Source organism: Vibrio sinaloensis DSM 21326, from assembly GCF_000189275.1.
Classification (GTDB): domain Bacteria; phylum Pseudomonadota; class Gammaproteobacteria; order Enterobacterales; family Vibrionaceae; genus Vibrio; species Vibrio sinaloensis.
Genome location: NZ_AEVT01000057.1, coordinates 42320 through 68428, shown reverse-complemented (window position 1 = coordinate 68428; position 26109 = coordinate 42320). Strand labels below are relative to the sequence as shown.

Below are 26109 nucleotides of genomic sequence, written 5' to 3'. Positions count from 1 at the left end.
ATGAATGTCACTCCATCTTTCAATACCATCTTAATTGACTATTTGCCTCACCGAGTTTCCATTTTTGAATTCATTCCATACCTAGAAAAAATAGTGACGGAATCTTTACTCCATTTACCTGAACAGCCGCAAACGAACACGATTAAATTACCTGTGTATTACCACGTAGAAGTTGGTCCAGATCTGATTGAGTATGAAAAGCAAGGTGTAAGCTTAGAAGATGTGATAAAGCTGCATAGCGAACCAGAATACAGTGTTGGGGCAATTGGTTTTACCGCTGGGTTTGCCTTTTTGACCGACGTTTCGCCCTCCCTGCAATTACCGCGAAAAACGTCGCCAAGGCTCAAAGTGGCGAAAGGAAGTGTCGCAATAGCGAATAACCAAACCGCTATTTACCCAAGTGAATCTCCTGGTGGCTGGAATATTATCGGCAATTGTCCTCTCGATCTTTATGACCCCACAAGTGCTTCGGTACTGCCTTTCTCAATTGGCGACAAGATCAAATTCGAGTCTATTAGCCGCAGTGAGTTCGAAGAATTAGGTGGAAAATTTGACAAGGAGTGGCAATGAACTTGAACGAATCCATTTCCGTTGTGAAACCCGGTCAACAAACCCTGATTCAAGACTTTGGTCGCTTCGGTTTAGCTCATTTTGGTATTACGCAAGGCGGCCCGGTAGATGACTACGCATACAGTTGGGCCAACCATTTGTTAGGCAATCACGTCAATTGCCCGACCCTTGAAATTACTCTTGGTCAGGCTGAGTTTCAGATAAACCATCATTGCCAGCTCGCAATTGCAGGTGGTGACCTTAATGCCAAACTCGATAACGAGCCAATTAAAAATTGGAGCTCTTTTGCCGCCAAACCGGGACAGCGCCTCACGTTTGGATTACCAAAGAATGGCTTACGCGCGTACCTAGCGATTAAGCATGGATTTCAAGTGCCCAAGCAACTTGGAAGTAGCTCTGCTGTCGCACGTGACCAACTCGGAGGTATCGAGCGTGGCCTGCCTTTAGCTCAGGGAGATAGATTGCCCATCAAACCTCATTTGGTCGACAATAAGCCGCTACAAATGACCTTCAGGTACAAGCCTGATTATGACCTCACTTTAGAGCTAAGGGTGATAGAAGGCTATCAAATCGGTGATTTTCAACAAGATCAGATCAACGCTTTTTACGCACAGGAATTTGAAGTGAGCCAGTTTATCGATCGAATGGGCTATCGGCTTACTGGCGGTCGAGTGTTACCTCCGAATCAAGAATACCTTAGCGAAGGCATCGCTTTGGGCGCCATTCAGATCCCCCCAAACGGAGAACCGATCATTTTGCTTAATGATCGACAAACCATCGGTGGTTACCCTAAGTTTGGTTGTGTAGCACGTATCGATTTACCGCGATTGGCTCAAGCTAAGCCCGGCCAAAAGGTCCGTTTTGTGAAGGGTGACTTGTTGGGGTTGCAGGATGTTTGGGGCCAATGGGCTCGATTCTTTGGCTATTAGAATAAGCCGAATCTAAAAGTGAACCTGAACCAATAAAAAACGGGCTGTTGTTTAGCCCGTTTACCCTTTACCTTTTCGATTTACATACCATAGTACTCAGCCAACTCTTGCGGATAAGCCCTGTCTTCGGCAATTTGTTTTGCTTTTCTTTCTACCGCTTGCGCGTCTAAAGACATAGTCACTGGATGCAACGCCTCAACCGACTGCGATTCATAACGATACAAATTCCAATGCTCAACCATTTTAATCGCAGCTTCTAATGCAGAAGAGCCTTTGACCACTTCCATGCGAGCATAGTTCTTGCCTGAAAACGTAACGTCTGCAGCACGTAACGTTTCATCATTGCCCGGAATTTGTTGAGCACCAAACAACGGCGTACCGAACTCGTGTGCTTGTTTATAATCAGGAACGAAACGAGCCATGTGCTCAATCGCTCTGCGTGAACGTGCAAGCACTGTCGCCTCATCCCAACCGGTAATGATCTTCTTTTCCAACTTGTTTGGCAGTTTAGGTTGTGAAGAGCCCGAGCAAGAAGCGACTAAGCCTTCATCGAACAAGGTGATGTCCTTTGTCATGCCATGCAGTTGGAAAACACCGTTGGGATAAGGGGTTAACTGGGCCATGCCGTTAGGCGTCCCTCTTGGACCGTGGAAAATAACTTCAGGCCACAGGTCTTGGCATTCTGGCCATTTAGTCACGTACGCCGCTTTGAACTCAACCAATCTATCTCGTGGCTTGTCCGCAAGATCGTCAATATGGCCAGTTTCGTAACCACAAGCATTAATTAGGAAATCAGCTTTTACTGAGGTACGTTCCCCAGCTTCGGTTTGGCATTCAATTAACCAGCCGTCTTGCTCTTTGAGATCAACAACTTTTGTGCCGAGCATAAGCTGACAGTTACTACGCTGCTCAAGAGTCAACATTGCAGATGCGGCAATACGAAATACGCTCCAACCCGGCTCCTGTACAACGACAACCGGAAAACGCAGACTGTTTAAATCTGCATGTTTTGCGAATGGGATCATCCAGTCATCAAACGTTTTTGGCTCTGCTGGCTGCTGCTTTTCTGCTAACGCTTCAATCTCGTTGCGCGAATAGAAGCGATAGTAGTCTTCTGGCTCTCCCAATACTTTATTGCGCTCATCTTCAACCACAAGTTGCTTGTAGGCACTTTGAATTGAAATCAAGCGTTCATACAACTCTTCAGGCGTTCCGCCATCCGCATATGGTACAGCAATGACAGTCGGACGATTGTTGATGGTTTGCGGATACAAGCGAGCGGTATCGATCGACTGCTTGAGAAGCTCTAAACATTGCTCAGTAGAAATTTCTCTGTACAAATTTCCACCAGCATGAAGATGACAAATGGGCGGCCCCGAAACAAGGCTAGGTTTCTTTTCAATTAAAGTAACATTAAGTCCAAGTTCAGCGAAGTGAACCGCTGCGGTCGCACCTGCGATACCACCACCAATAATGGCAACGGAAGATGCACTGAGTTGTGAGTATTGAGACTGCATTTATATGGGTAATCCATTCATTCTAAGTGCATTTTACTGCTAACGAAGGGAGAAGAAAAACACAATTTTTGCAAGGAAAATCGATTGCATTTTCATGGCAAAAAAATGAAAAAACCGCTTGACTTAAATTTTAAGAAATCTGCATTTATTGTCGGTGTGAATAACAAATCTCCCTGATACGTTACCCACACAAGGGCTGTGACAATATTCGAGTTATCTACAGGCTGACTTATCCCAAACTTTATCCACCGTTTTTGTGGATAAGTGGACAAGCCAACCTGAACAACATCAGCTAAATGCTTTATTTATAGGGGTTAGTAGACGTTTAATCATACTGTTAACAACTAACGCTAACGTGATAAACGTAAGTACAGGCAACGCTAACCAGAGGTTCAGATGTAAGCTAGGTTCAAGCTCAAATCCAAACGTCATCAGTGCTCCAACGACAATTTCAGCCCCTATCGCTGCAATGAGACCAGCAATCAGTGACATGATTCCATACTCTGCCCAAATGGTTCTCGTAACGCGTCTTTTACTCGCCCCTAAAGTTCGATAAAGCTGGATTTCCGATTGTCGTTGACCAAGGCTTAACCGTAATAATGTAAAGATAAGCAAAACCCCAGCAACAACACCAAGCGCAGCCAATACCGTAATAGACCAGACGATCTGGGTAAGCAGTTCTTGAATTTTTGCCCCCATGCTCCGAATGTCCATAAGACTGACCGTTGGATGATTACGTGAAAGCTCGCCAATTAGATCATTATGTTTATCTTCTAAACGGAAACTCACCAAATACGTTGCAGGGATCGCCTCTAACACATCAGGTGTGAAGATAAAATAGAAATTCGGTTTCATGTCACGCCACTCAACATGGCGAATCGAGTTGACGTTGGCGCTTACCGTTTGGCTGTTGATCACAAACTCAAGCTTGTCGCCGATGCTTAAACCAAGCTCGCTTGCCACTTCCTCTTCCACCGAGACACCATTGCTTGGTGTCCATTGACCTTCGAGCAGTTCATTGTGGGCTGGAATCCCTTGCGCAAAGGTAAAGTTAATCTCTCGACTTAACGCATCCGTTTCGCTCCCTTCCCCAGCATACTCTTTGGCATCAGCATCATTAATTTTTGCTAATCGACCGCGAATAATTGGGTAGTCTTCTGAACGGTCAATAGCATTACCATCAAGGACCTCTAAGTACGCATCTTTCTCATAAGGGGCGATGTTCAACGCAAAAGCATTCGGTGCATCAGCAGGCAAAGTTCTTTGCCAATCTGTCAGCAGATCGGTTCTCACCAGCCACATGACCGCAAGAAGCATTAGAGAGAGCGCTAACGCCCCAAACTGAATACCGGTCGCAAGAGAAGAGCGGTTGATACGGCTGAGTGCCAATTTGACTGACGTAGAAAGTGGAACTCTTGCTAAGCCCTTAGTCAATAACAAGCTACAAAGTGCCAAAACAAAAAACAGCACCACAATGCCACCTAACACTATCCAAACCAGTGTATTTTGATGGTAAGCAATGATCATAGGTAATAGAGGAACCAACACCAGCCATTGGTATGATCTCCCGTTGTTAAAGCTTGCGTCTTCCTGCATCACGTTAGCCGCATTTACGTTTAATAGCCCTAATAACGGGATGCCTAGGGCTGGTACTGCAATCAATACGCTGGTAGCGACAGCAATAACCGCAGGGGTAACACCATAACTCGGTAATGGGTCTGGCAATAGATCGACCAACGGGACTCGGAGCAACACCTCTAAGCCGACCCCAATTGCAACACCCAGCACAGTTGCCGTTACCATTAAGATAACAACCTGTATTGATAGCCAACGAGCAATCCAGTTCCGGCTCGCACCTAAGCTTTTCAGCATAGCAATCGTTTTACGACGCGTTGATACATAGTGCTGACACGTTAATACCAAGGTCGTTGCTGCCATGATAACGACGATCGCAACAGTGAGTGATAGATACTGCTCGGTACGCTGGAAGACTTCATTTGTGCGGCTGGCACTATTTTGGTCTCTCCAACGATCGCTCGGCGTTAACGTCACCGCTTGCTTAGTTTGTTCGATCTGTGCTTCTTCACCATTGATGAATAAGTTGAATCGTACTCGGCTACCCAATTGAACCGCGCCAGTTTTGTCTAAGTCGTCTGAGTGAATGAAAGCGGTTGGCATTTGCTGGAACGGGTTGAAGCTCAACCCTGGTTCTTCAACAATTCGACCCGTTACGGTGAAGTCAGCATCACCTACGGTGACAGCGTCACCTACTTCAACATTCAACTGAGAAAATAAACGTTCATCCAGCCATAACTCTCCCGGAGAAACCTGGCTAAACTCTTGATTGTCGTCCGACAAGCGCATTTGACCGCGCAATGGGTATTGACTATCCACCGACTTTACCGTGATGAGCTTCATGCCATTATCACTGAACGCCATGGTTGCAAAGCGAGTTTGAAGGGAGTGAGTCAACCCTTGAGCATTCACAGCTGAGAGCAATGTTTCAGGAACCGGGTTCGATGAGACAAACACTGTATCTGCCGTTAAAGCATCTTTACCTTGTTTGACTACAACCTGCTCCATCCGTTCTGCTAGTGCTGTCAGGGCAAAAATACAGGCAATAATCAGAGTTAACGCGATAGAAACCGGCCAAAGTTGCCCATGACGGATCTCACTCAAACTCCAACTAAACAATCGACGGTTGAGCGTTTTTGCTTGTTGTTCCATTTACGCTTCCTCCAAATGCCCTGCTTGCATTCGAATACGTCGTTGGCACAGTTCCGCCAGCTTCATATCGTGGGTTACCAATACTAGCGTTGTGCCATGCTGTTTGTTTAGCTCAAACAGCAGCTCAATCACTTTTTCCGCCGTTTGTTGGTCGAGGTTGCCAGTTGGTTCATCTGCGAACAGAACCTTAGGCTGAATCATAAAAGCACGGGCGAGCGCAACACGCTGTTGTTCACCACCGGACAGTTGTGCTGGTGAGTGATCCATACGATGTTCTAGTCCCACCGATGACAACAAGGCCTTTGCGCGCTCTATATCCTCATCTTCACCTTTAAGTAGGCAAGGTAACGTGACGTTCTCAAGCGCACTCAGGCTGGGAATTAATAGGAAGCTTTGAAATACGAAACCGACGGACTCACTTCGAATAGCAGCACGAGCCTCATCATCAAGTTGTGACAACTCTTTACCCATTAGCTCAATCGTTCCAGTGGTCGGTACATCTAGCCCGGCCATTAAAGTCATTAGCGTGGATTTACCCGCCCCCGAGCTTCCGACAATAGCGACGCTTTCACCCTCTTTGATATCAAGATTTACATTCTCGAGGATTGTTAATTGTTCTTGATTAGTAGAGACTACTTTAGATACAGAGTTAGCTTTGATTACGGATGTTTGCATGTTTCGATTACTTTCCCTTGTTTTAGTTCTTGTTTTCACTCTTCCAGCCAGTGCAAGCAAATTATTGATTTTAGGTGATAGCCTTAGTGCAGGCTATCAAATGCCAATCGAAAAAGCATGGCCTTCTTTATTGCCAAATGTGTTGGCATCAAAAGGCAAGTCAGTCGAAGTAGTGAATGCCAGTATTTCTGGAGACACTACTGGCAACGGCCTATCCCGTTTGCCTCAGTTACTCACCCAACATCAACCTGACTATGTGCTTATCGAGCTTGGTGCCAATGATGGATTAAGAGGCTTTCCACCGAAACTTATCCAAGCGAACCTAACGCAACTCATCAACATGATTCGTCAGTCGGATTCCACACCGCTATTGATGCAAATCCATGTACTACCAAACTATGGAAAGCGCTACACTCAAGCGTTTTCCGATTTATACCCTGCGACCGCTCAGCAATCAGGCGTCGCATTGTTACCCTTCTTTTTGGAAGGTGTCATCATCAACCCTGAGTGGATGATGGATGACGGCTTACATCCGAAGCCCGAAGCACAACCTTGGATTGCCGATTTTGTCGCCAATGAACTAATTAATCACCTCTAGTTGGTCTAGCTCAATAAAATTTACCTAGCTTTACGTTAATCTGGTCCAATCCCCGTTGGTAAAGGACTAAACTATGATTATTGAACCAGTTATCAAAGGCGTGGTGGCCAAAACGGCGCATCCTTACGGCTGTGAACAAGCGGTTCTTCAACAAATTCAATACGTAAAGCAAGCCAAGCAGATCAGCCAAGGCCCTAAACGAGTTCTGATTATTGGCGGGTCGTCTGGGTTTGGTCTGGCAGCACGAACAGCACTGACGTTCGGTGGGGCCAAAGCGGATACCATCAGTGTCTCTTTCGAGCGGGGCCCTTCAAACAAAGGTGTCGGCTCTGCAGGCTTCTACAACAACATCGCCTTTAAGAAGAACGCAGAAAAAGAAGGTCGATTGGCGATCAATATCCAAGGTGATGCCTTCTCTAAATCGGTCAAAGATGAGGTAGTCGAAGCAATCGAGACTTACTTTGAAGGAGAAGTGGATCTCATCATATACAGCGTTGCTAGCGGGGTTAGGCCTAACCCTGAAACAGGAGAAATGTGGCGCTCCGCGATTAAGCCCATCGACCAAGATGTCTCGGGTGCAACGATCATGCTAGAAGATGATAGTTGGCATACTAGCAAGCTTAAAGCGGCAAGCAATGAAGAGGCCGAACAAACCATCAAAGTAATGGGTGGTGAAGATTGGGAAGCTTGGGTCGATCGTCTCATCAATTCAGAATCCATTGCTCATGGCTGTAGGACAATCGCCTTTTCTTACATGGGGCCAGCGCTCACCCACCCTATTTATCTTGACGGCACTCTGGGTAGAGCCAAGATAGATTTGCATCAAACCAGCCACTCTTTGAACCTAAAGCTGGCAAACTTTGAGGGTGGCGCCTACGCCACGGTGTGTAAAGCGCTTGTGACCAAAGCCAGTGTCTTTATCCCTGGGCTTAGCCCTTACATCATTGCTTTGTACAAAGTAATGAAAGAGAAAGGAACACATGAAGGCTGTATAGAGCAAATGCAGCGTTTGTTTAGCGATAAGCTGTATGCAGGGAACAAAGTACCCGTTGACTGCGAACGCTTGATTCGCATGGATGAGTGGGAGCTCGATGCTGATACTCAGTCAAAAGTGAACACGTTAGTTGACCAGCTCAACGCTGAAAACTTTACTTCACTGGCAGATTATCACGGTTTTAAACAAGAATTCCTCAACCTGAATGGATTTGGCTTTAGTAATGTCAATTACTCCGAAGCGGTAGATATTGAGTCATTCATAAATAGAACGAATTGATATTGAAGGTTTCTTATTTTTGTAGACTTATATTAAGCTTTTCGCCTTCGTTGATACGAAGGCTTTTTTTTATCGGTTCTATCAGGCATTCTTATTTTTAGGACAAATAGGGGCGTTCGCCCGTTGCGTTTACAAAATAGCGTCTATCATTAAAAGTAGAGCAAGGAAGGCTCGTATCAAAAGCTACAGCCCACAGGGACTAAGTATGTCAAAAATCATCACTGCCAACATCAGCATCCCAGATGATATGCTCGAGAGTTGGCAGAAAATAGTTAATTTGCTTGCTGAGATTATTTCTGTACCCGCAGCCCTCGTTATGCGCATCGATGACAAGCAAATTGAAGTTTTTGCTGCCAACAACAATGCCGAACACCCTTACTCTCCCGGAGACGCAGAACCACTAAATCAAGGCCTTTACTGTGAAGCTGTAGTGAACTCGCGCCAAAAGCTGCATGTTCCGAATGCGCTGGTGGACCCTGAATGGCAAAACAATCCCGATATGAAGTTCGGCCTAGTGGCTTATTGTGGCCTGCCCGTTTCTTGGCCTAACGGCGAAGTATTTGGCACGATCTGCATTCTTGACTCGAAAGAAAATCATCTCAACCAGACCTATCAAGATTTACTCGAGTCGTTTCGAGATTCAATTGATGCGCACCTAAAAACACTGTATCAAAACCACAAGCTTAAGCAGCTTAACGATGAGTTAAAATCGCGTGTTCACACTCGGACGAAAGATCTTGTCGACCTCAACTACGAATTAAATGTCGAAATAGACAAACGACGAGCCGCTGAACAAAAAGTGCATTATCAGCAAAGACACGACCTAGGTACTGGCTTTTTGAATCGCGCGGCTCTTGAACACGAGACTGACTCGTTACTTAACACGGTTTCAGAGCATACTTCGAAGCAGGTCGCGGTTGTCCATGTTGGGTTTGCCAATGGCCGCCGAGTACAATCTAAGTATGGCTATGGGGCATGGGAAAATATACTGGTCCAATTCCACAAAAAGCTCGGAGATTTATCGAGCTATGACGTCGTGACCGCTCGTCCAACCTCTACCGATCTGGCCTTTATCTTTACCTCGTCGCAGATAGACGTCGATATCCATACACTTTGTGGACAACTCATTGAGGTAAGCCAGTCTGAGTTTGATATCGAAGGTGAAAAGCTTCATCTACACAGCTACATTGGTATCGCCACTTCAAAAGACACCTTGAACGGACAAAGTATTCTCAAGTACGCCGTTGAAGCTATGCAATCGTGTAAAGATTCCGGACACAAGTTTAGCTTCTACTCGCAAGACATCTCAGACATTCAAAAACACATTAATCAGCTAGAAAGCTACTTGCTACAAGCGGTCAGAAATGATGACTTGCTGCTTTACTTTCAACCCAAAGTCACACCAACCACGCACAAGTGGCTGGGTGCGGAAGCTCTCTTAAGGTGGCGTCACCCTGTACTTGGCGACATTTCTAACGAGACGCTGATTCACCTAGCCGAGCAGAACGGGTTAATTTTTGAAGTGGGCAGTTTTGTGCTCCGCTCCGCCATACAGAAAGCCGCCGAATGGGTCGACCACGTTGCTGATTTTAAATTAGGTGTGAATGTATCAGCCGTGCAATTGCAAAACCCGCAGTTCGTAAGCCAAGTCAGCGATTTGTTAACCACTTACCAGCTCCCAGCTCATTATCTTGAGTTAGAGGTAACCGAGAGCGGTTTAATCGCGGATGAAGTGGTGGCACGCAATACCTTAACAGCATTGAGTGAGATTGGAGTGACATTGTCACTAGATGATTTCGGAACTGGCTATGCCTCCTTCAATTACCTGAAGAAGTTCCCTTTTGATGCCATTAAAGTGGACAAAAGTTTTATTCACCAGTTGGATGACAGCGTCGAAGACCGAGAAATTGTCCGCTCTATTATCAACATCGCTAAAAAATTAGAGCTGCAAGTCACGGTCGAGGGCATAGAAAAAGAGAGCCACGAAGCCTTTATTATCGAAGAAGGATGCGATGTTGCTCAAGGATACCTTTACGGTAAACCTATGCCTTGCGACGTATTTGAGTCTAGCTTTCTCCAGCAGAACGTGATTTCTCTTGGCGATTACAATCAAAAAGCATTGTGATGGAAATGGGTGGCTCATAGCGAGCCACTGCCATCGCGACTTTCCCCTTTCCTACCCCCGAGTTTACTCGCATTTGTCTCCTTAATAGGTATATAATTCCGGCCTTTATTCTTAGCTTGTGAACGTTTTATGGACCAGTTAACTGCGACCCTAAAAAAAATTGAAAAACAGAACTATCGTGCCTACCAACAAATCAAAGGCCAATACGATTTTAGCGACTTCATTTTCCATATTGATTACGTCCAAGCCGACCCTTATGCTTCCGCGTCTCGAGTTCGAGCCATCAGACCGTGGTCTGTGACTGGACTGCAATGGCTAACCGAGCAATCCCCAGCCTACCAAATCGCTGCACGTGACTTTATTGCTCGCCAGTTCGCTCAATTGGCGAAACAAGAACCCAGTGTGAGCATTGCCCTCACCGGACAAACGGTGCTAGACAGCACGGCAGTGCTATTTACAGAACAAGGCATCGAACTTAGGTTCCGCATTAACTTACCTGCTGAAGGGCGATCGGTACTTGGTAAGAAAGCCGACAATTTACTTACTTTCCACCTGCCTAAATACATTCGTAGAGCCACACTAGAGCGAGAACTGGATAAAGATGCGCTCATTCATCATTGCCAAGTAATCGAAGACCAAGAGCACATGCGCAATAAATTGGATGAACTTGGATTGGTCGCTTTTGTAGGTAATGGCTCAGTGCTACCTCGTATCGCAGGTAACTGTGACTTACCGATGAAAGAAGCGATTGAATTTAAAGCACCTAAATCGCAACAAGTCACCATCGAGACTCCAAACCAAGGTCCAGTGACTGGCTTAGGTATCAAAAAAGGGATAACGCTGGTCGTTGGCGGGGGCTTTCATGGCAAATCAACCTTGCTTACCGCAATTGAACGTTCGATTTACAACCACATTCCTGGTGACGGACGCGAAACTATCGTATCAAATCAAGCAGCAATGAAAATTCGCGCTGAAGATGGCCGCTGTGTACATAACTTAAACTTATCAAACTACATTAACCATCTGCCAATGGATAAAGATACGGCAGATTTCTCCACCCAAGATGCATCGGGCTCTACCTCTCAAGCCGCTTGGTTACAGGAATCGATTGAAGCTGGTGCGCGCGCTTTATTGATTGATGAAGACACCTCCGCGACTAACTTCATGATCAGAGACGAGCGAATGCAAGCGTTAGTGAGTAAAGGCGATGAACCCATTACACCACTGGTTGATCGTATCGGGCAGTTAAGAGACGAGCTTGATGTATCGACAATCATCGTGATGGGCGGCTCAGGTGATTACCTTGATGTTGCTGATACTGTCATACAAATGCATGACTACCAAGCGGTCGATGTTACCGAAAAGGCAAAACAGGTAATCCAACAGCACCCAACCGAGCGCCATAATGAATGTGAGACACCATTAGCAACATTCCGCCCTCGCTCGATAAATTGTGCGGCGTTACAAAAAATCCTGGCGGATGGAAAGTTTAGAGTTTCCGCAAAAGGCGTAGACTCACTAAGGTTTGGTAAAGAGTTCACCGATCTCAATGCGTTAGAGCAGTTGGAGTCGAGCAGTGAAGTTAACGCTATTGGTTGGCTTTGGTTTCAACTCGCTCAACAACCGGGTTGGTCTACTAACCCAGCGAAAGACATTGACGCCATTCTTGCAAGCGATTGGTCAGCAAATATGCCCAACCAAGGTGATTTAGCAAAACCGCGTACGCTGGATGTTATGGCAGCGCTAAACCGAATGCGTAAAACTCAATTTAAACCCGCTCGATAGTCCGCTATCAATTAGTAAAAAAGCGCTCAGTGAGCGCTTTTTTGTTGATTAGTGCCTGAGTATGTTCCAAGCTTCACACAGCACTCTAAACTGATCACTGTCGCCGTTGTCTCTGTCCGGGTGCCATTTAAGCGCTAATTTACGCCACGTTTTACGTATTTCACTTTGGCTCGCATCGTACGGCAAACCGAATAACTTGAGCGCTTTAGCGCGATCCATGTCAGTAACATCAACCCCGCCAACAAACTCACGATAACGCGTCCAGAACTCGTTCAACAGTCGTTTAACCTCACCTTCTTCCGCTTCATAGTTGTGCCAGTCCAAATAATAATCTCGTAATGGATCCTGGTGATCCACTTCATGCCCAAAAACTTGATGCTGCGGCATGAGTACAATATCCATCGCTTGGACTTGCAACCAGTTATCCGGGTACAAGGTCTCTTGCAATTGATAGAGTGCATTCATGATGAGGAAATTGCGCTTAAACAGATCTTTCTCAGCGCATGCATCTAAGATAGGCATCAATTCGATTTCAGTTAGATGAGAAGCTAAGGTATGAACTTTCCATCCTCTTGGTTTCTTACGTAACACCTCTAAGATGGGCCACAGTAAAGGGTTTTCCATGTACTGCTGGAATTGAGCGGCAAGTTCAGTCTGTTGTGGCATATTGATTTCTACTTAAAACATTTACTGTTAATTGAAATCTACTGGGGAGAATTTGTCGAGCCTATCGGCCAGATTCAGACTGTTTTTACAACGTTTTGAGAGATTACTCCCTGATATCATAGAAGCTAACCTCTCGTCTGGACGTGTTACCCTGATCGACCCGCGATAAGCGAAACTAGCTAGCGTTAGAAACGAAAAAGCCAAGCACGAAGCTTGGCTTTATGAGCAAAATAATGGCTAGATAACACCCAGCTCACGTAATCGCTCCATTAAATAGCTATGCGCAGTGTAACGCTCTGAGAGCACGACATCTGGCTTAGGGTGAAGGAACAAGGGTAAAGAAATACGAGATTGCTCTTGGCGCGCGCCAGTTGGATTAATTACACGGTGCGTCGTTGAAGGGAAATAGCCACCAGAAGCTTCCTGCAGCATATCACCAATGTTGATGATTAGGTTACCAAAATCACATGGCACATCAATCCAACTACCATCTTTCGCCTTCACTTGAAGTCCAGGCTCATTTGCCGCGGGTAGCACAGTGAGCAGGTTAATATCTTCATGCGCAGCCGCACGGATAGCACCTGGTTCTTCATCACCTGTCATTGGTGGATAATGCAGTACGCGCAATAGCGTTTTGTCGCTGCCGTTAATCATTTCAGACAGAGCAATAGAAAACTTCTCTTGAACTTCTTTTGGAGCATGGGCTTCAACCCAACCAAGCAGCTCTTCTGCGAAGGCATTCGCACGTTGGTAGTAGTCCATGATCTGCTCTTTAAGCTCTTCTGGCATCTGACCCCAAGGGTAAACGTGGAAGTACTCTTTGATGTCTTTAACTTCATGCCCTTTCGCGACTTCTGAAACTGACGGCGGAAAGTACCCATCTTGCGTTTCAACATTAAACGTAAAGTCGTTCTTTCGCTCAGTCATAAAGAACTGGTACCAGTTCTCATAAATAGACTCAACCAGTTCTTTTGGGATCGGGTGGTTTTTAAGTACGCCAAATCCGGTTTCACGCAGGGACGTAACAAATTGCTCTGCTGCATCTTCAGCAAGATAATCGACAGTTTCCAGTTTCATGACTTTAACTTTTTAGTTATTAAAATAGAGCAGAGATTCTATGTGTGACATTTAGGTAAATCAAACTTTGATGAAATGAAACGGAGAGTTTGGAGCTTAATTGTGCGATAGAAATGCCTTTCAACACATTTTGTTATTTGTGAGCGTGAATAAGTAGCAAAAATTAATTGTACGCTGTTTTATTGAATGGCAAGATACTAAACATATCTTGAAACGAGACAAACAATGAACAACAAACCAACTTCTATTCTTAAGTGGCTCACTGTCAGTTACACGCTCGTGTTTATGTTTTCTGCATTCGACCCAATGTCGCGCGCTGTTTGGGTCGCGGAGATCATTCCAGCAATCGGTATTTTGGCGATCATATGGGCGATATCCGTAAGATATACGTTTTCTACCACAGCTTATTGCTTGATGTTTGTCTGGCTGACCTTGCATACCATTGGAGCAAAGTACACATTTGCTGAAGTGCCGTTCGATTGGTTTAACAACTTCATTGGCTCAGATAGAAACAACTTTGATCGCGTAGCACACTATTCGATCGGCTTGTATGCCTACCCAATTGCTGAATACTTAATGAAGAAGAACAGAATGAGCTTTGGCTATGCGGTCAGTTTTGCACTGTTTGCCATTATGTCGCTTGCCGCAAGTTACGAAATTATTGAATGGTGGTATGCCGCCCTCGCCGGTGGTGACGAAGGCATTGCATTTCTTGGCTCACAAGGAGACATATGGGATGCTCAAAAAGATATGTTGATGGATACTTTAGGGGCCGTCACCGCTCTGATTGTGTTAACCATTCAGCAGCGCGTGTTTTCTTCAATCCAAGCTAAGTAAGGGTTATAGCCCTCTATAAATGGAACTTGAACCACCTGAGGCGTGTCATAATCGTGGTTTGCCACAATCACCTGTTCAAGTTCCGCGTAGCACGCTTTCTTGGTCTTCATGATAATGAGGGTTTCTTTGTCACAACACACTTCACCTTGCCACACATAATGGCTTTCTATGGGCATAGTTTGGATACAAGCAGCCAGACTATTGGTGAGTACCACATCAATGATCTTCTGTTTGTTTTCCTCGTTGTTGGTCGTCGTTAAGGTTATACAGTACTGGCCACTCATGCTTATTCCTTGGTTATTTCTGAACGTTATTTCTGAACAATGACTGGATAGTCGTCTTCAATCAGTTCTTTGACAAAGGTAGAACCCGCTCCCTTATACGTTACCCACGCTTTTTTCTTCGCTCTAGTTAAACCAACATAAAAAAGGCGGCGCTCTTCAGCATATGGGAATGGATCGCTCGTCTGCGTTAAAGCTTTATCTAAATGGAGTGATTTCACTCTGGCCGGAAACTGCCCTTCATCCACCGAAAGCAGAATGACATAGTCCGCTTCTTTGCCTTTACTTGCATGACACGTCATAAACTCAATCGACAACAAGCCAAATTGTTTTTGCCAATCCGTCAGTAGCTCAGGTTTGTGGTAATGGTTTCTTCCAAGCAGAAGTACGGTTTGTGTTGCTTTCGCCTTGCGATTGAGGTCATCCAAGATCTTCTCTACATTGCCGCTCGGAGCAAGGACCACTGCCTTCGCTTTTTGCTCTTTATGACTGTTAAGATCTTTCTCTAACTGAGCTGGATTTTTCTGTACAAACCGATTAGCAACTTCCCCTAACTGGCTGTTAAATCGGTATGTCGTATCCAAATGATGGATAGTCGAATGCGGGAAGCGCTGTGCAAATCCAGTGGTCAGGTCAACATCAGAGCCTGCAAACTCATAAATCGATTGCCAATCATCCCCAACCGCAAACAACACACAATCTTGGTGCTGATTTTGCTGGCAAAGTGCTTCAATCAACGCAAGTCGCTGGGGAGAAATATCTTGATACTCGTCTATCATGATGTATTTCCACGGAGAGCGAAACTTGCCCTTCTCTACCCATTTCGTTGCTTGAGTAATCATGATATTAAAATCGATATGACCTTGGCTTTTCAGCATGTCTAACCAAGCGGTATAACAAGGCCAAACTAGCGCTAACTCACTGTTTAATCTTGTGTATTCAGGGTGTTCGATCAGCTTCTGTTGTATCTCTTTCTTGCTAGCACCTAAAGCACTTAACTGTGATAACTGCCCTTCCAACCAAGAAATCAGTTTTGGGTTTTCAACGTGGCTACCAAGTTCGTCATCACCCGCGAGATAAGCGATTGGCCACTTTTGAAGGTGTTTTTGCCAACGCTTGAACGCAGTAGGCGTCATCCAGTGCTTCTTCAGCCAATCAACACACCAGGCATGCCGCTGCTTATCGTCCAAAGCAATAGGGGAAATGACGATCTCTTTGCTTTCCACTTGCTTTAAGATTTGCAAACCCAATTGATGGAAGGTATTCACTTTGATGTTTTCAGCGGCCAAGCCCACTTTGGTGTTTAAACGCTCTTTCATCTCCTTCGCAGCATCGCGGCCAAACGCTAACATTAAAATGTCTTCTGCCTGCGCAAGGTGACTTTGCAATAGATACGCAACTCGAGCCGTCAGTACGCTAGTTTTACCTGAGCCCGCCCCCGCTAACACAAGGTTATTATCATCGTTCAGCAATACCGCTTGCTGCTGAGTCAAGTTAAGTGGCGAAGACTCGATTTGAGAAAATAGGACTTTCCAATTCTCAAGCTCGTTGACCATCCAATCTTGATTGCGTTTTGCCAAAGTATTGTCCGTTTCAACAATCCACGGCAAAAGCTCCTCGACGCGTTCAGGCATTCTTAGCCGCGCATCTTCGAGATCCATTTCCATTTTTTGGAAATCTTGCTCAAGCTCGTCCAACCAAGCGTTAACACTAGAGTGACTTAAAAAAGAGGGTTGGCGTACAAATCCAGAAACTTGGGTTTGCCACTTAGGTAGGTATTCAACCAATTGTTGGCACTGGTTTTGATGCCATTCTTGGTAAGATGCCACTGCAAATCGGGCAAAGTCGCGGCATTTTTGCCAGTCCAGTCCCTGTACTAACCACGACTGCTCAACACCATTTTCGGGGTGAGCAAAAAATTGCAAACCTCCCCAAAAGACGCCTCGCTTAAGTTTGACTTTACCGCTCCATACATTGAAAGGAATGCGCTCTTCACTCGTATCTGAGCTTAAAACAAGGTAATCGGATTCAAGTTGAACTTGATGATATTCATTCTGAATTAAAAACTGTGCAGTCTTGTTCGCGGTTAGCTGCATTCTTATCGTATCCCTAGTGTTCATTGCGCTATCATAACTCAAGCAAGCAGGAGTTTGAAAAGATCGTGTCAATATCATTGCGATCGATCTTAGTTGGCTATTCAATAAGCAAACGAAGCGGTTTCTTTATCTGTATCAGAAGTTTACCATTGACTCTAAGCTAGAATGCAAATAACGCGAACCAAAAGCAGAAAACTTGTGCAAATTATTAGTCAGCTTCGGCTCTACTGGGCCAATAAAACCATCAACTACAGTCTCTTGATCTTGGTGACGCTACTTGGTGTCGTCATACCCCCATGGTATTACCAATTAAACTCACTGATCATTCCTTTAATTCTGGGTGTAATTGCGGCAGCGCTTGCTGAAAGTGACGATAAGTTCACCGGTAGATTGATCGCCGTGACATTGACCTTGGTTTGCTTTGCTATCGCATCATTTTCTATCGAGCTTCTGTTTGGCTCTCCCGCGCTTTTTGCGGCTGGCCTGTTTGTCTCCACCTTTGGCTTTATTATGTTGGGAGCGATCGGCCCACGCTACGCAAGTATCGCGTTTGGCTCACTACTGATTGCCATTTACACCATGTTAGGGGCTCACGAGAGCACTAACCTCTGGTTTCAACCGTTGATGCTCCTCAGTGGTGCCGCTTGGTACTTCTTTATGTCTATGATTTGGTCAGCGTTTTGGCCAATGCAGCCTGTACAGCAAAGTCTTGCCACCGTATTTCTGCAGCTCGCAAATTACCTAGAATCTAAAAGCCAGTTGTTTCACCCAGTAACCAACTTAACGCCTCAACCCCACCGTATAGAAGAAGCGAGGTTGAATGCCGCCACGGTCAGCGCATTGAACGCCTGTAAGATGACGTTGTTAAACCGCTCTAAACGTGGACATGTAGACGGTGCTTCTGACCGTTTCTTGAATACCTATTTTCTCGCTCAAGACATTCACGAGCGAATAAGTTCCAGTCACTATCGCTATCAAGAGCTTTCACTGCACTTTGAACGCTCTGACGTTTTATTTAGGTTCAAACACTTACTTGAAAGCCAAGCGAAAGCTTGTCGCGATATCGCCAACTCAATTCAGTTGGGTAAAGAATACCAGCACAGTGACGAGTCAGTCATTGCGCTTGATGAGCTGATGAACTCCCTCAATTTTCTAAAAGAGCAGAACAAACATGAGTGGCGTTCGCTTATCAATCAACTTAACTATCTATTTAATAACCTCGCCACCGTTGAAAAACAGCTGAGTAACGTCAACAACCCGGATGCAAACAAGTTAGAAGAAGATGTACTCGATGACACAGAAGCCCATGGCATTAAATCCATGTGGCTTCGCATCAAGTCAAACCTCAACCGAAATTCAATGTTATTTCGCCATGCAATACGCATGTCGATAGCGTTAACTCTGGGTTACGGCATTATCCAAGGTTTCGACATTGAGCGCGGATATTGGATTCTGCTAACGACGCTGTTTGTCTGCCAACCGAACTACAGTGCAACAAGGCAAAAACTCGTCGCCCGAGTAATAGGGACATTGGCAGGTTTGTTTATTGGTGTGCCTCTGCTTACTTTCTTCCCATCACAAGAAAGCCAGTTGGTATTCATTGTTCTATCTGGCGTTGCCTTCTTTGCCTTTAGATTAGCCAACTATGGTTACGCTACTGGCTTTATCACGGTTTTAGTTCTGTTCTGTTTTAATCAATTGGGCGAAGGCTATGCCGTAGTATTGCCGCGCTTAGCTGATACCTTGATCGGTTGCGCTCTGGCGGTTGGTGCGGTCGCCTTCATCCTTCCTGATTGGCAATCTAAACGCTTACATAAAGTCATGGCAGAGACCATCGAGTCGAATCGAAATTACCTCGCGCAGATCATCGGCCAGTACAGGATAGGTAAGAAGGATAGCCTCTCCTACCGTATCGCGCGTCGTAATGCTCACAACCATGATGCAAACTTAACCAACGCGATCAGCGCAATGCTTGCCGAGCCGGGTAAGTATCGCTCTGCCATCGACGAGAGCTTTCGATTCCTTACATTAAGCCATGCCTTGTTAAGTTACATCTCGGCACTTGGGGCACATCGTCGTCGTATAGATAACGAAGATACTCACCAGCTCGTCTTAGATGCACATCGTGCGATTCACCAGCATTTGGAAGCCTTGTTTAATCAACTTAACAGCCATAGCGATAGCTGCGACACCGCAGACATTAATGATCCGAACCTCGAGTCACGACTTTCCGAGTGGCGAGAAGAAGATGACAGCTCGGTCAAAATGGTTCTGCAACAGCTTTATCTTATCTATCGAATGTTGCCTGAGTTGCATTCATTAGCAACTAAATTCGCAGTTCGTGTGAATCACTAATCGCTCATTTATTAGTCTATTTAATCGTCGGAGGTCAGCCCTGACCTCCTTCACTTTCTGCTAACACTACCTGACAATATTCGGACATTTCTTAACCACCACTGCCTAGACTGGATACAAATGAATTTACCGGAGTATGAGTGTGAAGGGAGGTAACGCTCGAATTTCGGATCAATCAAAATACTTGATTCGGAGGCGTAACGATATGACCCAAATTCAATTTGAACAGTTCAAAAAGCAAATTAGCACGCTGTCACCTCAACAGTTGCGTGCGCTTCGAGGCGAGATAAACAACACGTTAGAGCACACAGAAGATCGGTTAGTTACCGAAGAAGAGCTCAACTTAATATCTAGCCTGTTCTCTTAGCACAACTTGCTCAAAACTCAAACAAGTCTTAATATTTAGGTATAGGAGGAGTTTATGACCGTTTCTTCAGTTCAGCCAGGTTACCAACTGATTGAGCAATCATCAAAGATGGCTGAAGAAGCTGCGCTCGAAATAAATCAACAACCTTCCCTATCTACGATACAAAAAGATCAGTCTCTAGATTTCAACAAAGTCGAGTTTAAAGCACCAGAAACGCCTGACCCATCTTACGTTGACTCCATGATTAAGCTCAACCAAGCAAACCAATACAGTAAGATTGGTACCAATGTCCTACAACGTGACCAAGAAATGATCGGTACTCTACTGGATATTCACGTCTAATTTGTAGCAATCAATAAACAGCTATTGTTATCCCAGCTCAAGCCGTTAGAATCCTCGGATAACTTTTATTATTCATTTCGCTATGCCTAAATTAAATTTGTCTCAACGTGGTCGCGCATCTTGCTTTACCCAAAGTCCACTTACAGACGAGTTAGAACAATTACTCAGCTCTCGTTTTGAGCGCCCTTCCCTTCGATTGACACCAAGCCCATACATTAGTGAAAAAACGCTCAATAAGCGTTGGGGAAAACTAGAATCCATCACTGATAAATCTCAGTTGCTAGACCCTCACACATTAGATAATGCAGAAGCCTACAATAAGAATATCGAACACTTTATTGGTACTGTAAAACTGCCAGTTGGCCTAGCTGGACCTCTAAGAGTGAATGGGCTGCACGCTAAAGAGGATTACTTAGTCCCACTTGCCACCACTGAGGCGGCATTGGTTGCTTCTTACAATCGTGGAGCCCAGTTGATTACAGCGGCCGGTGGAGCAAGCGCTATGTTGCTTAATGAAGGGGTAACGCGCACACCTGTTTTCGCTTTTAGTAATCTTGCGCAAGCCGGTCAATTTGTTGCTTGGGTTGTTACGCAATACGATCACTTTAAACAGGTAGCTGAATCTACGACATCGCACGGAAAACTGCATGACATCAACATCAATGTTGAGGGCAACCGCGTTTACTTAGTATTCGAATTTCACACTGGTGACGCATCAGGTCAAAACATGGTGACAATCGCGACAAATGAGGTGTATCACTACATTCTTGAGCACTCGCCAGTTGTACCCAAAACGTCTTTTCTTGACGGTAACCTGTCTGGAGACAAAAAACCTAACGCGCACACTCTGCGTCATGTTCGTGGCAAAAAAGTGACAGCAGAAGTAATACTAAAACGTGAACTCGTTGAGAAATACTTACATACCACGCCAGAACAGATGGTTGAGTTTGGCCAAATGACGACAACGGGCGCTGCACTTAGTGGCGGAATTGGAGTAAATGCCCATTACGCCAATGCGCTTGCTGCACTGTACATTGCTTGTGGTCAAGATGCCGCGTGTGTCTCTGAGTCGGCCGTTGGCATCACTCGCATGGAGCTGACAGATAAAGGTGCGCTCTATGCCTGCGTCACACTGCCTAATATTATGGTCGGAACAGTAGGCGGTGGCACCGGCCTACCAAGTCAAAAGGCATGCCTTGATATTATGGGACTATTTGGCAATGGGAAAGCCAAAGCATTAGCAGAAGTAGCAGCCTCTATTTGTTTGGCTGGCGAGTTATCCATCGTCGGTGCTTTTTGCGCGGAACATTTTTCACGTGCTCACCAAAAGCTAGCCCGATAAAGAGTGCTCTTCGGAGCACTTTACCCCTTTCAAATGTGCGTCAACTCAATTACTCAGCGTTAACTCCTGCAGATAAATGCTATATTCAGTATAGTTTTTATATACATACACACGCACAGTACGCCAATGCCCATTACCGAAGACGCCATTGAAGAGCTGGTCACTCTGCTTCACCCAGGAACCAAACTGTCTGCGACAATTCACTTCGGCCCTGATGATCGCTATCTGTTTTCTACAAGCTATATCGGCTGTAAGCCCGGACAGTTTCTTATCATAGATCTTCCACCAAAGGCTAAAGAAGCCTTGATCATTCGCAAACTGAGCAACACCGAAATTGTTGTGCGGGCCATTACCAATACCAAGTTAGGTCATATCGTCGCGTTTAAGAGTACGATTATCGTCAAAGCATCGACCCCTTCCGCTTTGTTGTTCTTACGTCCACCGACTCATTTTGCGTCAAAGCCAGTGCGCCAGCATGAGCGCCATTCAATGGATATTCCTGCTGAGGTTAAGTCGAATGACGTCGCTTATAGTGGCCGTTTGATTGATTTTTCTGCTTCGGGTTGTGCGATCTACATTGCTGGCGAAAATGAACTGTCTTCCAACAGTGTGATTGAAGTACAAAGTGATCTTTCAGACTACCTGCCTGAGGGGGTAAAGTTCAGCATTGTTAATATCGTCAAAGAGCGCGGTGGCCATAAACTCGGCATTAAGTTCAGCGACACGATCGAGATTAATGACGAGCTTAAACAGGCCTTAGTTGAACACGCTTACCTATCTAGTCGTTATTAGCCTCAAGGTAATGCTCTTTGAAATAAACCATGGCTTTGTTTAAAGCGAGCTCTTTAATTGGTTTTACAATGACATAATCGGCGCCACTGGCAATAAACGCGCGTTTTGTATCTTGCATTCCATCTGCAGTACAAGCGAAGATCGGTACATTTAACCCCAGCTCTTCGCGAATAATCCGTGTGGATTCAATACCACCTAGGCTTGGAAGCTGGTTATCCATCAAGACTAACGATACATTTGGGTTGTCTCTTAAATACTCGATAGCATTGATGCCATCTTGCACCCAAGTCACGTCCATTCCGTATTTTTCGCAAAACGCCTTAGCGATAAACGCGTTGGTATGGTTATCTTCAACTAACAGCACCTCAAGAGTCTCGTCAAACAAGTTGTGGGGCTCAACTATCATGTTGTTAGGTTCGACGCTGCGCTCAGTTATCGCGATGTCTAATGGAAGCGTCGCAGAGATTCGCGTGCCCTTGTCCAATTGGCTTTCAATGGTCACTTCGCCATTCATGAGCTCGGCCAAGCTGTGAACGATAGCCAGGCCTAACCCACTGCCCCCGTACTCTCGAGTGGTCGTCGCTTCGGCTTGAATGAAAGGTTCAAATATTGTCGCTAGCTGCGCGTCACTGATGCCAATACCGGTGTCGGTAACACTCATTCTGAGTTGATAACGTCCATCTTGTGGGTAACAACTTAAGCTAACGGTTACGTGTCCATGATGGGTAAACTTAATCGCATTACTCACCAAGTTGAACAAGATTTGGTTCAGTCTAACCTGGTCGCTATTGGCCCACATTTTCTCCGTCACATCACTTTGCATATCAAGGTTAATGCCTTTCTCAATGCAAAGAGGACGGAAGATCTTCTCTACGGTCGTTTCAAGTTCAATTAAGCGAAACTCCGCACACTGGATATGGAATTTGCCCTGTTCTATTTTTGAAAAATCGAGAATGTCGTTAAGCACGGCAAGTAGATGTTCACCGCTATTACATAAGACTTCGACGTGTTCTAAAGCGTCTCGCTCATCTAAGCTGTGTTTCAGAAGTTGAGACACACCTAAGATACCGTTTAGCGGTGTACGCAATTCGTGGCTCATTTTGGCTAAGAAGTCAGCCCTTACGCGCGCCGACTCTTCCGCTTCTTCTTTGGCCGCCTGACTTTGTCTTTCGGCTTCCACAAAGCTGGTGATGTCCTGTCCTTGGGCCATGATTTGCTTTGTCGTGTTATCACTGACAATTGGTGACAAATTCCATCGGTAAGTTTTACCATCAATCGTCGTGTTGACGCCTGTTAAAGTCGCTCCTTGAGCACACATTTTTACATGTGAGGATAATGCTTCCACTAGTTGCTCTCGAGACACGTCACTTTTAAAACAACGCTCAGCGGCAGGGTTATAACGGATTAGTTTTGCTTGGTCTGTACTCCAAAGCGTGACTGGCGACAAAGAGAAGTTGAACAGATCCGCAAACTGCTTCTCTTGTTCATTAAGCCTTTTAAAAGATAACTCGAAGCTATCCCCGATCTGGTTAAACTCTTCAATGGCAGAACCAATATATTTGTCGGGCTGCTGCGTCGTAAACGTTGATTCAATATAACTCATCAACTTTTGAAGCTCTTTAGACACCCGTTTACCCAACCAAAGACGCGTTGATATCGCGATAACGGCGATTAGGACCCCAGTAAGTAGCATCCACAAATACTGGCTTTTAACAAAGCCTTCTATGTGGTCATTTCGTTGAACCGTGTAAACAGATAAAAAAGTGGGCACGTTAGCGATGGTTAAGTCAGTACGTGACACCATATGCGGACTCGCATTTAGAGATTTAGAAGCGCCCTCTAGCCATTCAATGTAACGAAAATCTTCGACTTTGTTACTTGAAGCAATCACCTGTGAGCCAACCGCTAAAAAGAGCTCATCGGCGTTACTTCCTTTGGTAATCGCATTGACCAGCGAGAAGTTGTTATTTAGTACAACACCAATATACAGATGTGCGACCACCTCTCCATTGACAAGATTTACGACGGGCGAGCGGCGCATCATTAAGTAGCGAGTGCCCATTTGAGATGGCGTTTGAGAAATATGCCAAGAGTTCCCAGTAACGATATCTTGGCTTAAATGGCTTAGCTGATCAGAAGAAATACCATAAAACTCCGCATTGCCGTCGTCCCAGAAAACACCGTCTCGACTCGCCAAGAAACGGATGTCAGGGGCTAAGTTTGGCAAGACTTGGTCGATACTGGTAAAAAACCGGTCAATGGCGGCCTGATCTTTCTGCCCTACACCTTCAATCAAAGAAACGCTTCGTGAATAGCTGTCTTGCTGGATTTCTAACGCTTTCAGGCGAAAATTAAAAATCTCTTGTACTAGGCTTTGAGTTTGGGTTTTTGTGCGCGCGACTTCCTGTGCCACAACTTCACGGTTTACCTGATAGTTTTGTAGCACCATAACCAAGGTAAGAACACCAATGGTTATAAAGATTGAGTTGGTAAGAAGCGTAGCGAGCTGATAGCGCCGACTACGCTTGAATATTTTCAACATTAAAGATCAGAGTACCTGAATGCTCTTTGTTTCAGCTTTTCTATGGTTAAGGCGCTGTCTTTTGCAGTAACAAGCTCAAAGTCGCCAGAGTATACATGTGGAACTTGACGCCCTTCTAAATCCCATTTGATGCCTTCTGCCATCGCGATTCCAGTGTCATCATTCATTCGCATGACCGTCACATCTAAGTTACCTGCAGCGATCGCCTCAAGCTCTGCCGTACCACCGCCCCAACCATTCAATTCAATATCTTTACGCTCTAGCTCTTCCAACGCATCAGCAGCACCCAATGCAACATCGGTAGAACACGCGTAGATAAAACTAATATTGGGATCGTTTTTCACGGCTTCTAGCGCGGTCTTATAACCTGAATCGCGCGTTGCTGTGGTGTAGTAGGAAGAAGACAATTTGTAAGTATCATGATGGCTCATCTCTTCAATAAAGGTATCGCCTCGAGCGTAACTTATATAGCCTTCAGAGAAGTAGAGTACAGAATAACGGCTGTCTTTTGCGCTGCTTTGTTTGTAATAGTCTTGCAGTAATTTAGCGCCATGAATATGGTCAAAACCAACATACATAAACGGCTGTTTGTCATCCCAAGCTCGAACTGGAGTGGTAATGTTTTGCAGTATGAGCTTCGTATCTGTCGAGCTCATAACATGTTCAATAAACTTTCTATGGCGGGTGGTATCGAGAGTAAAAATCAGATAATCAGTATTGTTTTTTATTGCTTCGAGCAACGAAAGGCTTTGCTGGCGAACATCAACGTTTGGACGAGTAAAAACCTGATTGATCTTGTAACTGATGCCCAATTTGTCCAGACGTGTTTCGAATGCCTTAATATTTCGACTCCAATAATCGGAGATTTGTTGCCCTGGATAAACAACAGAAATCGTAATCGGCTTAGACTGTTTCACTCCGATCGGAACAGGATAATCGCGTACCGCGTCAACTAATTCTTCAGTCAAGGCTTGTTGCTTAGGGAAAGCTTTGAGGTAATCTTCATATTGCCAGTATCCATTGAGGACTTGCGTCGTGTGAGCAGACGACATAGCAGAAACTAACGTTAAAATTGGGAACAGTGAGGCTTTATACATTGGTGTTTTTGCTTCCTACCCTAAACAAAATATAACTCAAGTATAATGATTCAAAATGATCTTGGTAGCAGAAAAAACACCCCCATCCGCTAAATGTTCATTTCTACACCTAAACC

The 26109-nt window shown here is 45.2% G+C and carries 21 protein-coding genes; 12 read left to right on the top strand and 9 right to left on the bottom strand.

What is annotated here, in order from left to right:
- Together RH45_RS08855 and RH45_RS08850 are read left to right on the top strand one after the other, a co-directional pair.
- Positions 1-570 (top strand): 5-oxoprolinase subunit B family protein (locus RH45_RS08855; protein ID WP_008076253.1); only part of this gene is annotated, 570 nt, incomplete at its 5' end.
- Positions 567-1499 carry a 5-oxoprolinase subunit C family protein gene (locus tag RH45_RS08850; RefSeq protein WP_008076250.1) on the top strand — a complete coding sequence of 311 codons (933 nt, stop codon included), beginning with the start codon at positions 567-569 and terminating at the stop codon, positions 1497-1499. The genes RH45_RS08855 and RH45_RS08850, both read left to right, overlap by 4 nt.
- An 80-nt stretch (positions 1500-1579) precedes the next feature.
- Here the strand turns inward: RH45_RS08850 and RH45_RS08845 are convergent, their stop codons facing one another.
- The 3 genes from RH45_RS08845 to RH45_RS08835 form a co-directional block, all read right to left on the bottom strand.
- Positions 1580-3016: an FAD-dependent oxidoreductase gene (locus tag RH45_RS08845; protein WP_008076249.1), complete on the bottom strand. Its 1437-nt coding sequence runs from the start codon at positions 3014-3016 to the stop codon at positions 1580-1582.
- A gap of 288 nt (positions 3017-3304) precedes the next feature.
- Positions 3305-5743 (bottom strand): ABC transporter permease, encoded by a 2439-nt coding sequence (locus RH45_RS08840; RefSeq protein ID WP_008076247.1) that lies wholly within the window; start codon positions 5741-5743, stop codon positions 3305-3307.
- Positions 5744-6418 carry an ABC transporter ATP-binding protein gene (locus RH45_RS08835; RefSeq protein WP_008076245.1) on the bottom strand — a complete coding sequence of 225 codons (675 nt, stop codon included), beginning with the start codon at positions 6416-6418 and terminating at the stop codon, positions 5744-5746.
- Here RH45_RS08835 and tesA point away from each other — a divergent pair.
- From tesA to RH45_RS08815, 4 genes are all read left to right on the top strand, one after another.
- Entirely contained in the window at positions 6417-7016 is a 600-nt protein-coding gene (gene tesA / locus RH45_RS08830) for a multifunctional acyl-CoA thioesterase I/protease I/lysophospholipase L1 (protein WP_008076243.1), read from the top strand. The genes RH45_RS08835 and tesA overlap by 2 nt on opposite strands.
- A 73-nt stretch (positions 7017-7089) precedes the next feature.
- A complete protein-coding gene (fabV, locus tag RH45_RS08825; protein WP_008076241.1) occupies positions 7090-8289 on the top strand; it encodes an enoyl-ACP reductase FabV in 1200 nt (399 codons plus the stop codon).
- 205 nt (positions 8290-8494) lie between these two features.
- Complete coding sequence (locus RH45_RS08820) at positions 8495-10414, top strand: bifunctional diguanylate cyclase/phosphodiesterase (RefSeq protein ID WP_008076239.1); 1920 nt, start codon at positions 8495-8497, stop codon at positions 10412-10414.
- Positions 10415-10543: 129 nt separating this feature from the next.
- Positions 10544-12199 carry an ABC-ATPase domain-containing protein gene (locus RH45_RS08815; RefSeq protein ID WP_008076238.1) on the top strand — a complete coding sequence of 552 codons (1656 nt, stop codon included), beginning with the start codon at positions 10544-10546 and terminating at the stop codon, positions 12197-12199.
- A gap of 48 nt (positions 12200-12247) precedes the next feature.
- Here the strand turns inward: RH45_RS08815 and RH45_RS08810 are convergent, their stop codons facing one another.
- Positions 12248-12865 (bottom strand): DNA-J related domain-containing protein, encoded by a 618-nt coding sequence (locus RH45_RS08810; RefSeq protein WP_008076236.1) that lies wholly within the window; start codon positions 12863-12865, stop codon positions 12248-12250.
- A gap of 237 nt (positions 12866-13102) precedes the next feature.
- Positions 13103-13942: an isopenicillin N synthase family dioxygenase gene (locus RH45_RS08805; RefSeq protein WP_008076234.1), complete on the bottom strand. Its 840-nt coding sequence runs from the start codon at positions 13940-13942 to the stop codon at positions 13103-13105.
- A 225-nt stretch (positions 13943-14167) separates the two neighbouring features.
- On the opposite strand from RH45_RS08805, the gene RH45_RS08800 reads away from it, so the two are divergent.
- Positions 14168-14779, top strand: a complete 612-nt coding sequence (locus tag RH45_RS08800; protein WP_008076232.1) for a DUF2238 domain-containing protein — start codon at positions 14168-14170, stop codon at positions 14777-14779.
- Here RH45_RS08800 and cutA read toward each other — a convergent pair.
- Positions 14743-15063, bottom strand: a complete 321-nt coding sequence (gene cutA / locus RH45_RS08795) for a divalent-cation tolerance protein CutA (RefSeq protein ID WP_008076231.1) — start codon at positions 15061-15063, stop codon at positions 14743-14745. The genes RH45_RS08800 and cutA overlap by 37 nt on opposite strands.
- Positions 15064-15089: 26 nt before the next feature.
- Positions 15090-17156, bottom strand: coding sequence for a DNA helicase IV (gene helD / locus RH45_RS08790; RefSeq protein ID WP_008076229.1), 2067 nt, complete (start codon positions 17154-17156; stop codon positions 15090-15092).
- Positions 17157-17354: 198 nt separating this feature from the next.
- Here helD and yccS point away from each other — a divergent pair, with 198 nt between their 5' ends.
- The 5 genes from yccS (at position 17355) to RH45_RS08770 (ending at position 22354) form a co-directional block, all read left to right on the top strand.
- Positions 17355-19511, top strand: coding sequence for a YccS family putative transporter (yccS, locus tag RH45_RS08785; RefSeq protein ID WP_008076227.1), 2157 nt, complete (start codon positions 17355-17357; stop codon positions 19509-19511).
- Positions 19512-19716: 205 nt separating this feature from the next.
- The gene (locus RH45_RS23530) at positions 19717-19878 is read left to right on the top strand and encodes a hypothetical protein (protein WP_008076225.1); all 162 of its coding nucleotides are present in this window, start codon (positions 19717-19719) and stop codon (positions 19876-19878) included.
- A gap of 54 nt (positions 19879-19932) precedes the next feature.
- Complete coding sequence (locus RH45_RS08780) at positions 19933-20220, top strand: hypothetical protein (RefSeq protein ID WP_008076222.1); 288 nt, start codon at positions 19933-19935, stop codon at positions 20218-20220.
- 82 nt (positions 20221-20302) lie between these two features.
- Positions 20303-21562 (top strand): hydroxymethylglutaryl-CoA reductase, encoded by a 1260-nt coding sequence (locus RH45_RS08775; protein ID WP_008076220.1) that lies wholly within the window; start codon positions 20303-20305, stop codon positions 21560-21562.
- A 126-nt stretch (positions 21563-21688) separates the two neighbouring features.
- On the top strand, positions 21689-22354 hold the full coding sequence (locus RH45_RS08770) for a PilZ domain-containing protein (protein WP_008076218.1): 666 nt from the start codon (positions 21689-21691) through the stop codon (positions 22352-22354).
- On the opposite strand, the gene luxQ is transcribed toward RH45_RS08770, so the two are convergent.
- Complete coding sequence (luxQ, locus tag RH45_RS08765) at positions 22341-24896, bottom strand: quorum-sensing autoinducer 2 sensor kinase/phosphatase LuxQ (protein WP_008076216.1); 2556 nt, start codon at positions 24894-24896, stop codon at positions 22341-22343. The genes RH45_RS08770 and luxQ overlap by 14 nt on opposite strands.
- Positions 24896-25993, bottom strand: a complete 1098-nt coding sequence (locus RH45_RS08760; RefSeq protein ID WP_008076214.1) for an autoinducer 2-binding periplasmic protein LuxP — start codon at positions 25991-25993, stop codon at positions 24896-24898. The genes luxQ and RH45_RS08760 overlap by 1 nt, the downstream gene beginning before the upstream one ends.
- Positions 25994-26109: the final 116 nt, after the last annotated feature.

Excerpts from the sequence above, each read along its gene's own strand:
- RH45_RS08805 (WP_008076234.1), bottom strand. The coding sequence starts at position 13,942 with ATGAAACTGGAAACTGTCGATTATCTTGCTGAAGATGCAGCAGAGCAA.
- RH45_RS08820 (WP_008076239.1), top strand. The coding sequence starts at position 8,495 with ATGTCAAAAATCATCACTGCCAACATCAGCATCCCAGATGATATGCTC.
- RH45_RS08800 (WP_008076232.1), top strand. The coding sequence starts at position 14,168 with ATGAACAACAAACCAACTTCTATTCTTAAGTGGCTCACTGTCAGTTAC.
- cutA (WP_008076231.1), bottom strand. The coding sequence starts at position 15,063 with ATGAGTGGCCAGTACTGTATAACCTTAACGACGACCAACAACGAGGAA.
- RH45_RS08810 (WP_008076236.1), bottom strand. The coding sequence starts at position 12,865 with ATGCCACAACAGACTGAACTTGCCGCTCAATTCCAGCAGTACATGGAA.
- luxQ (WP_008076216.1), bottom strand. The coding sequence starts at position 24,896 with ATGTTGAAAATATTCAAGCGTAGTCGGCGCTATCAGCTCGCTACGCTT.
- RH45_RS08760 (WP_008076214.1), bottom strand. The coding sequence starts at position 25,993 with ATGTATAAAGCCTCACTGTTCCCAATTTTAACGTTAGTTTCTGCTATG.
- RH45_RS08850 (WP_008076250.1), top strand. The coding sequence starts at position 567 with ATGAACTTGAACGAATCCATTTCCGTTGTGAAACCCGGTCAACAAACC.
- tesA (WP_008076243.1), top strand. The coding sequence starts at position 6,417 with ATGTTTCGATTACTTTCCCTTGTTTTAGTTCTTGTTTTCACTCTTCCA.
- RH45_RS08780 (WP_008076222.1), top strand. The coding sequence starts at position 19,933 with ATGACCGTTTCTTCAGTTCAGCCAGGTTACCAACTGATTGAGCAATCA.
- RH45_RS08770 (WP_008076218.1), top strand. The coding sequence starts at position 21,689 with ATGCCCATTACCGAAGACGCCATTGAAGAGCTGGTCACTCTGCTTCAC.
- RH45_RS08845 (WP_008076249.1), bottom strand. The coding sequence starts at position 3,016 with ATGCAGTCTCAATACTCACAACTCAGTGCATCTTCCGTTGCCATTATT.
- fabV (WP_008076241.1), top strand. The coding sequence starts at position 7,090 with ATGATTATTGAACCAGTTATCAAAGGCGTGGTGGCCAAAACGGCGCAT.
- helD (WP_008076229.1), bottom strand. The coding sequence starts at position 17,156 with ATGCAGCTAACCGCGAACAAGACTGCACAGTTTTTAATTCAGAATGAA.
- RH45_RS08835 (WP_008076245.1), bottom strand. The coding sequence starts at position 6,418 with ATGCAAACATCCGTAATCAAAGCTAACTCTGTATCTAAAGTAGTCTCT.
- RH45_RS08815 (WP_008076238.1), top strand. The coding sequence starts at position 10,544 with ATGGACCAGTTAACTGCGACCCTAAAAAAAATTGAAAAACAGAACTAT.
- RH45_RS23530 (WP_008076225.1), top strand. The coding sequence starts at position 19,717 with ATGACCCAAATTCAATTTGAACAGTTCAAAAAGCAAATTAGCACGCTG.
- RH45_RS08775 (WP_008076220.1), top strand. The coding sequence starts at position 20,303 with ATGCCTAAATTAAATTTGTCTCAACGTGGTCGCGCATCTTGCTTTACC.
- RH45_RS08840 (WP_008076247.1), bottom strand. The coding sequence starts at position 5,743 with ATGGAACAACAAGCAAAAACGCTCAACCGTCGATTGTTTAGTTGGAGT.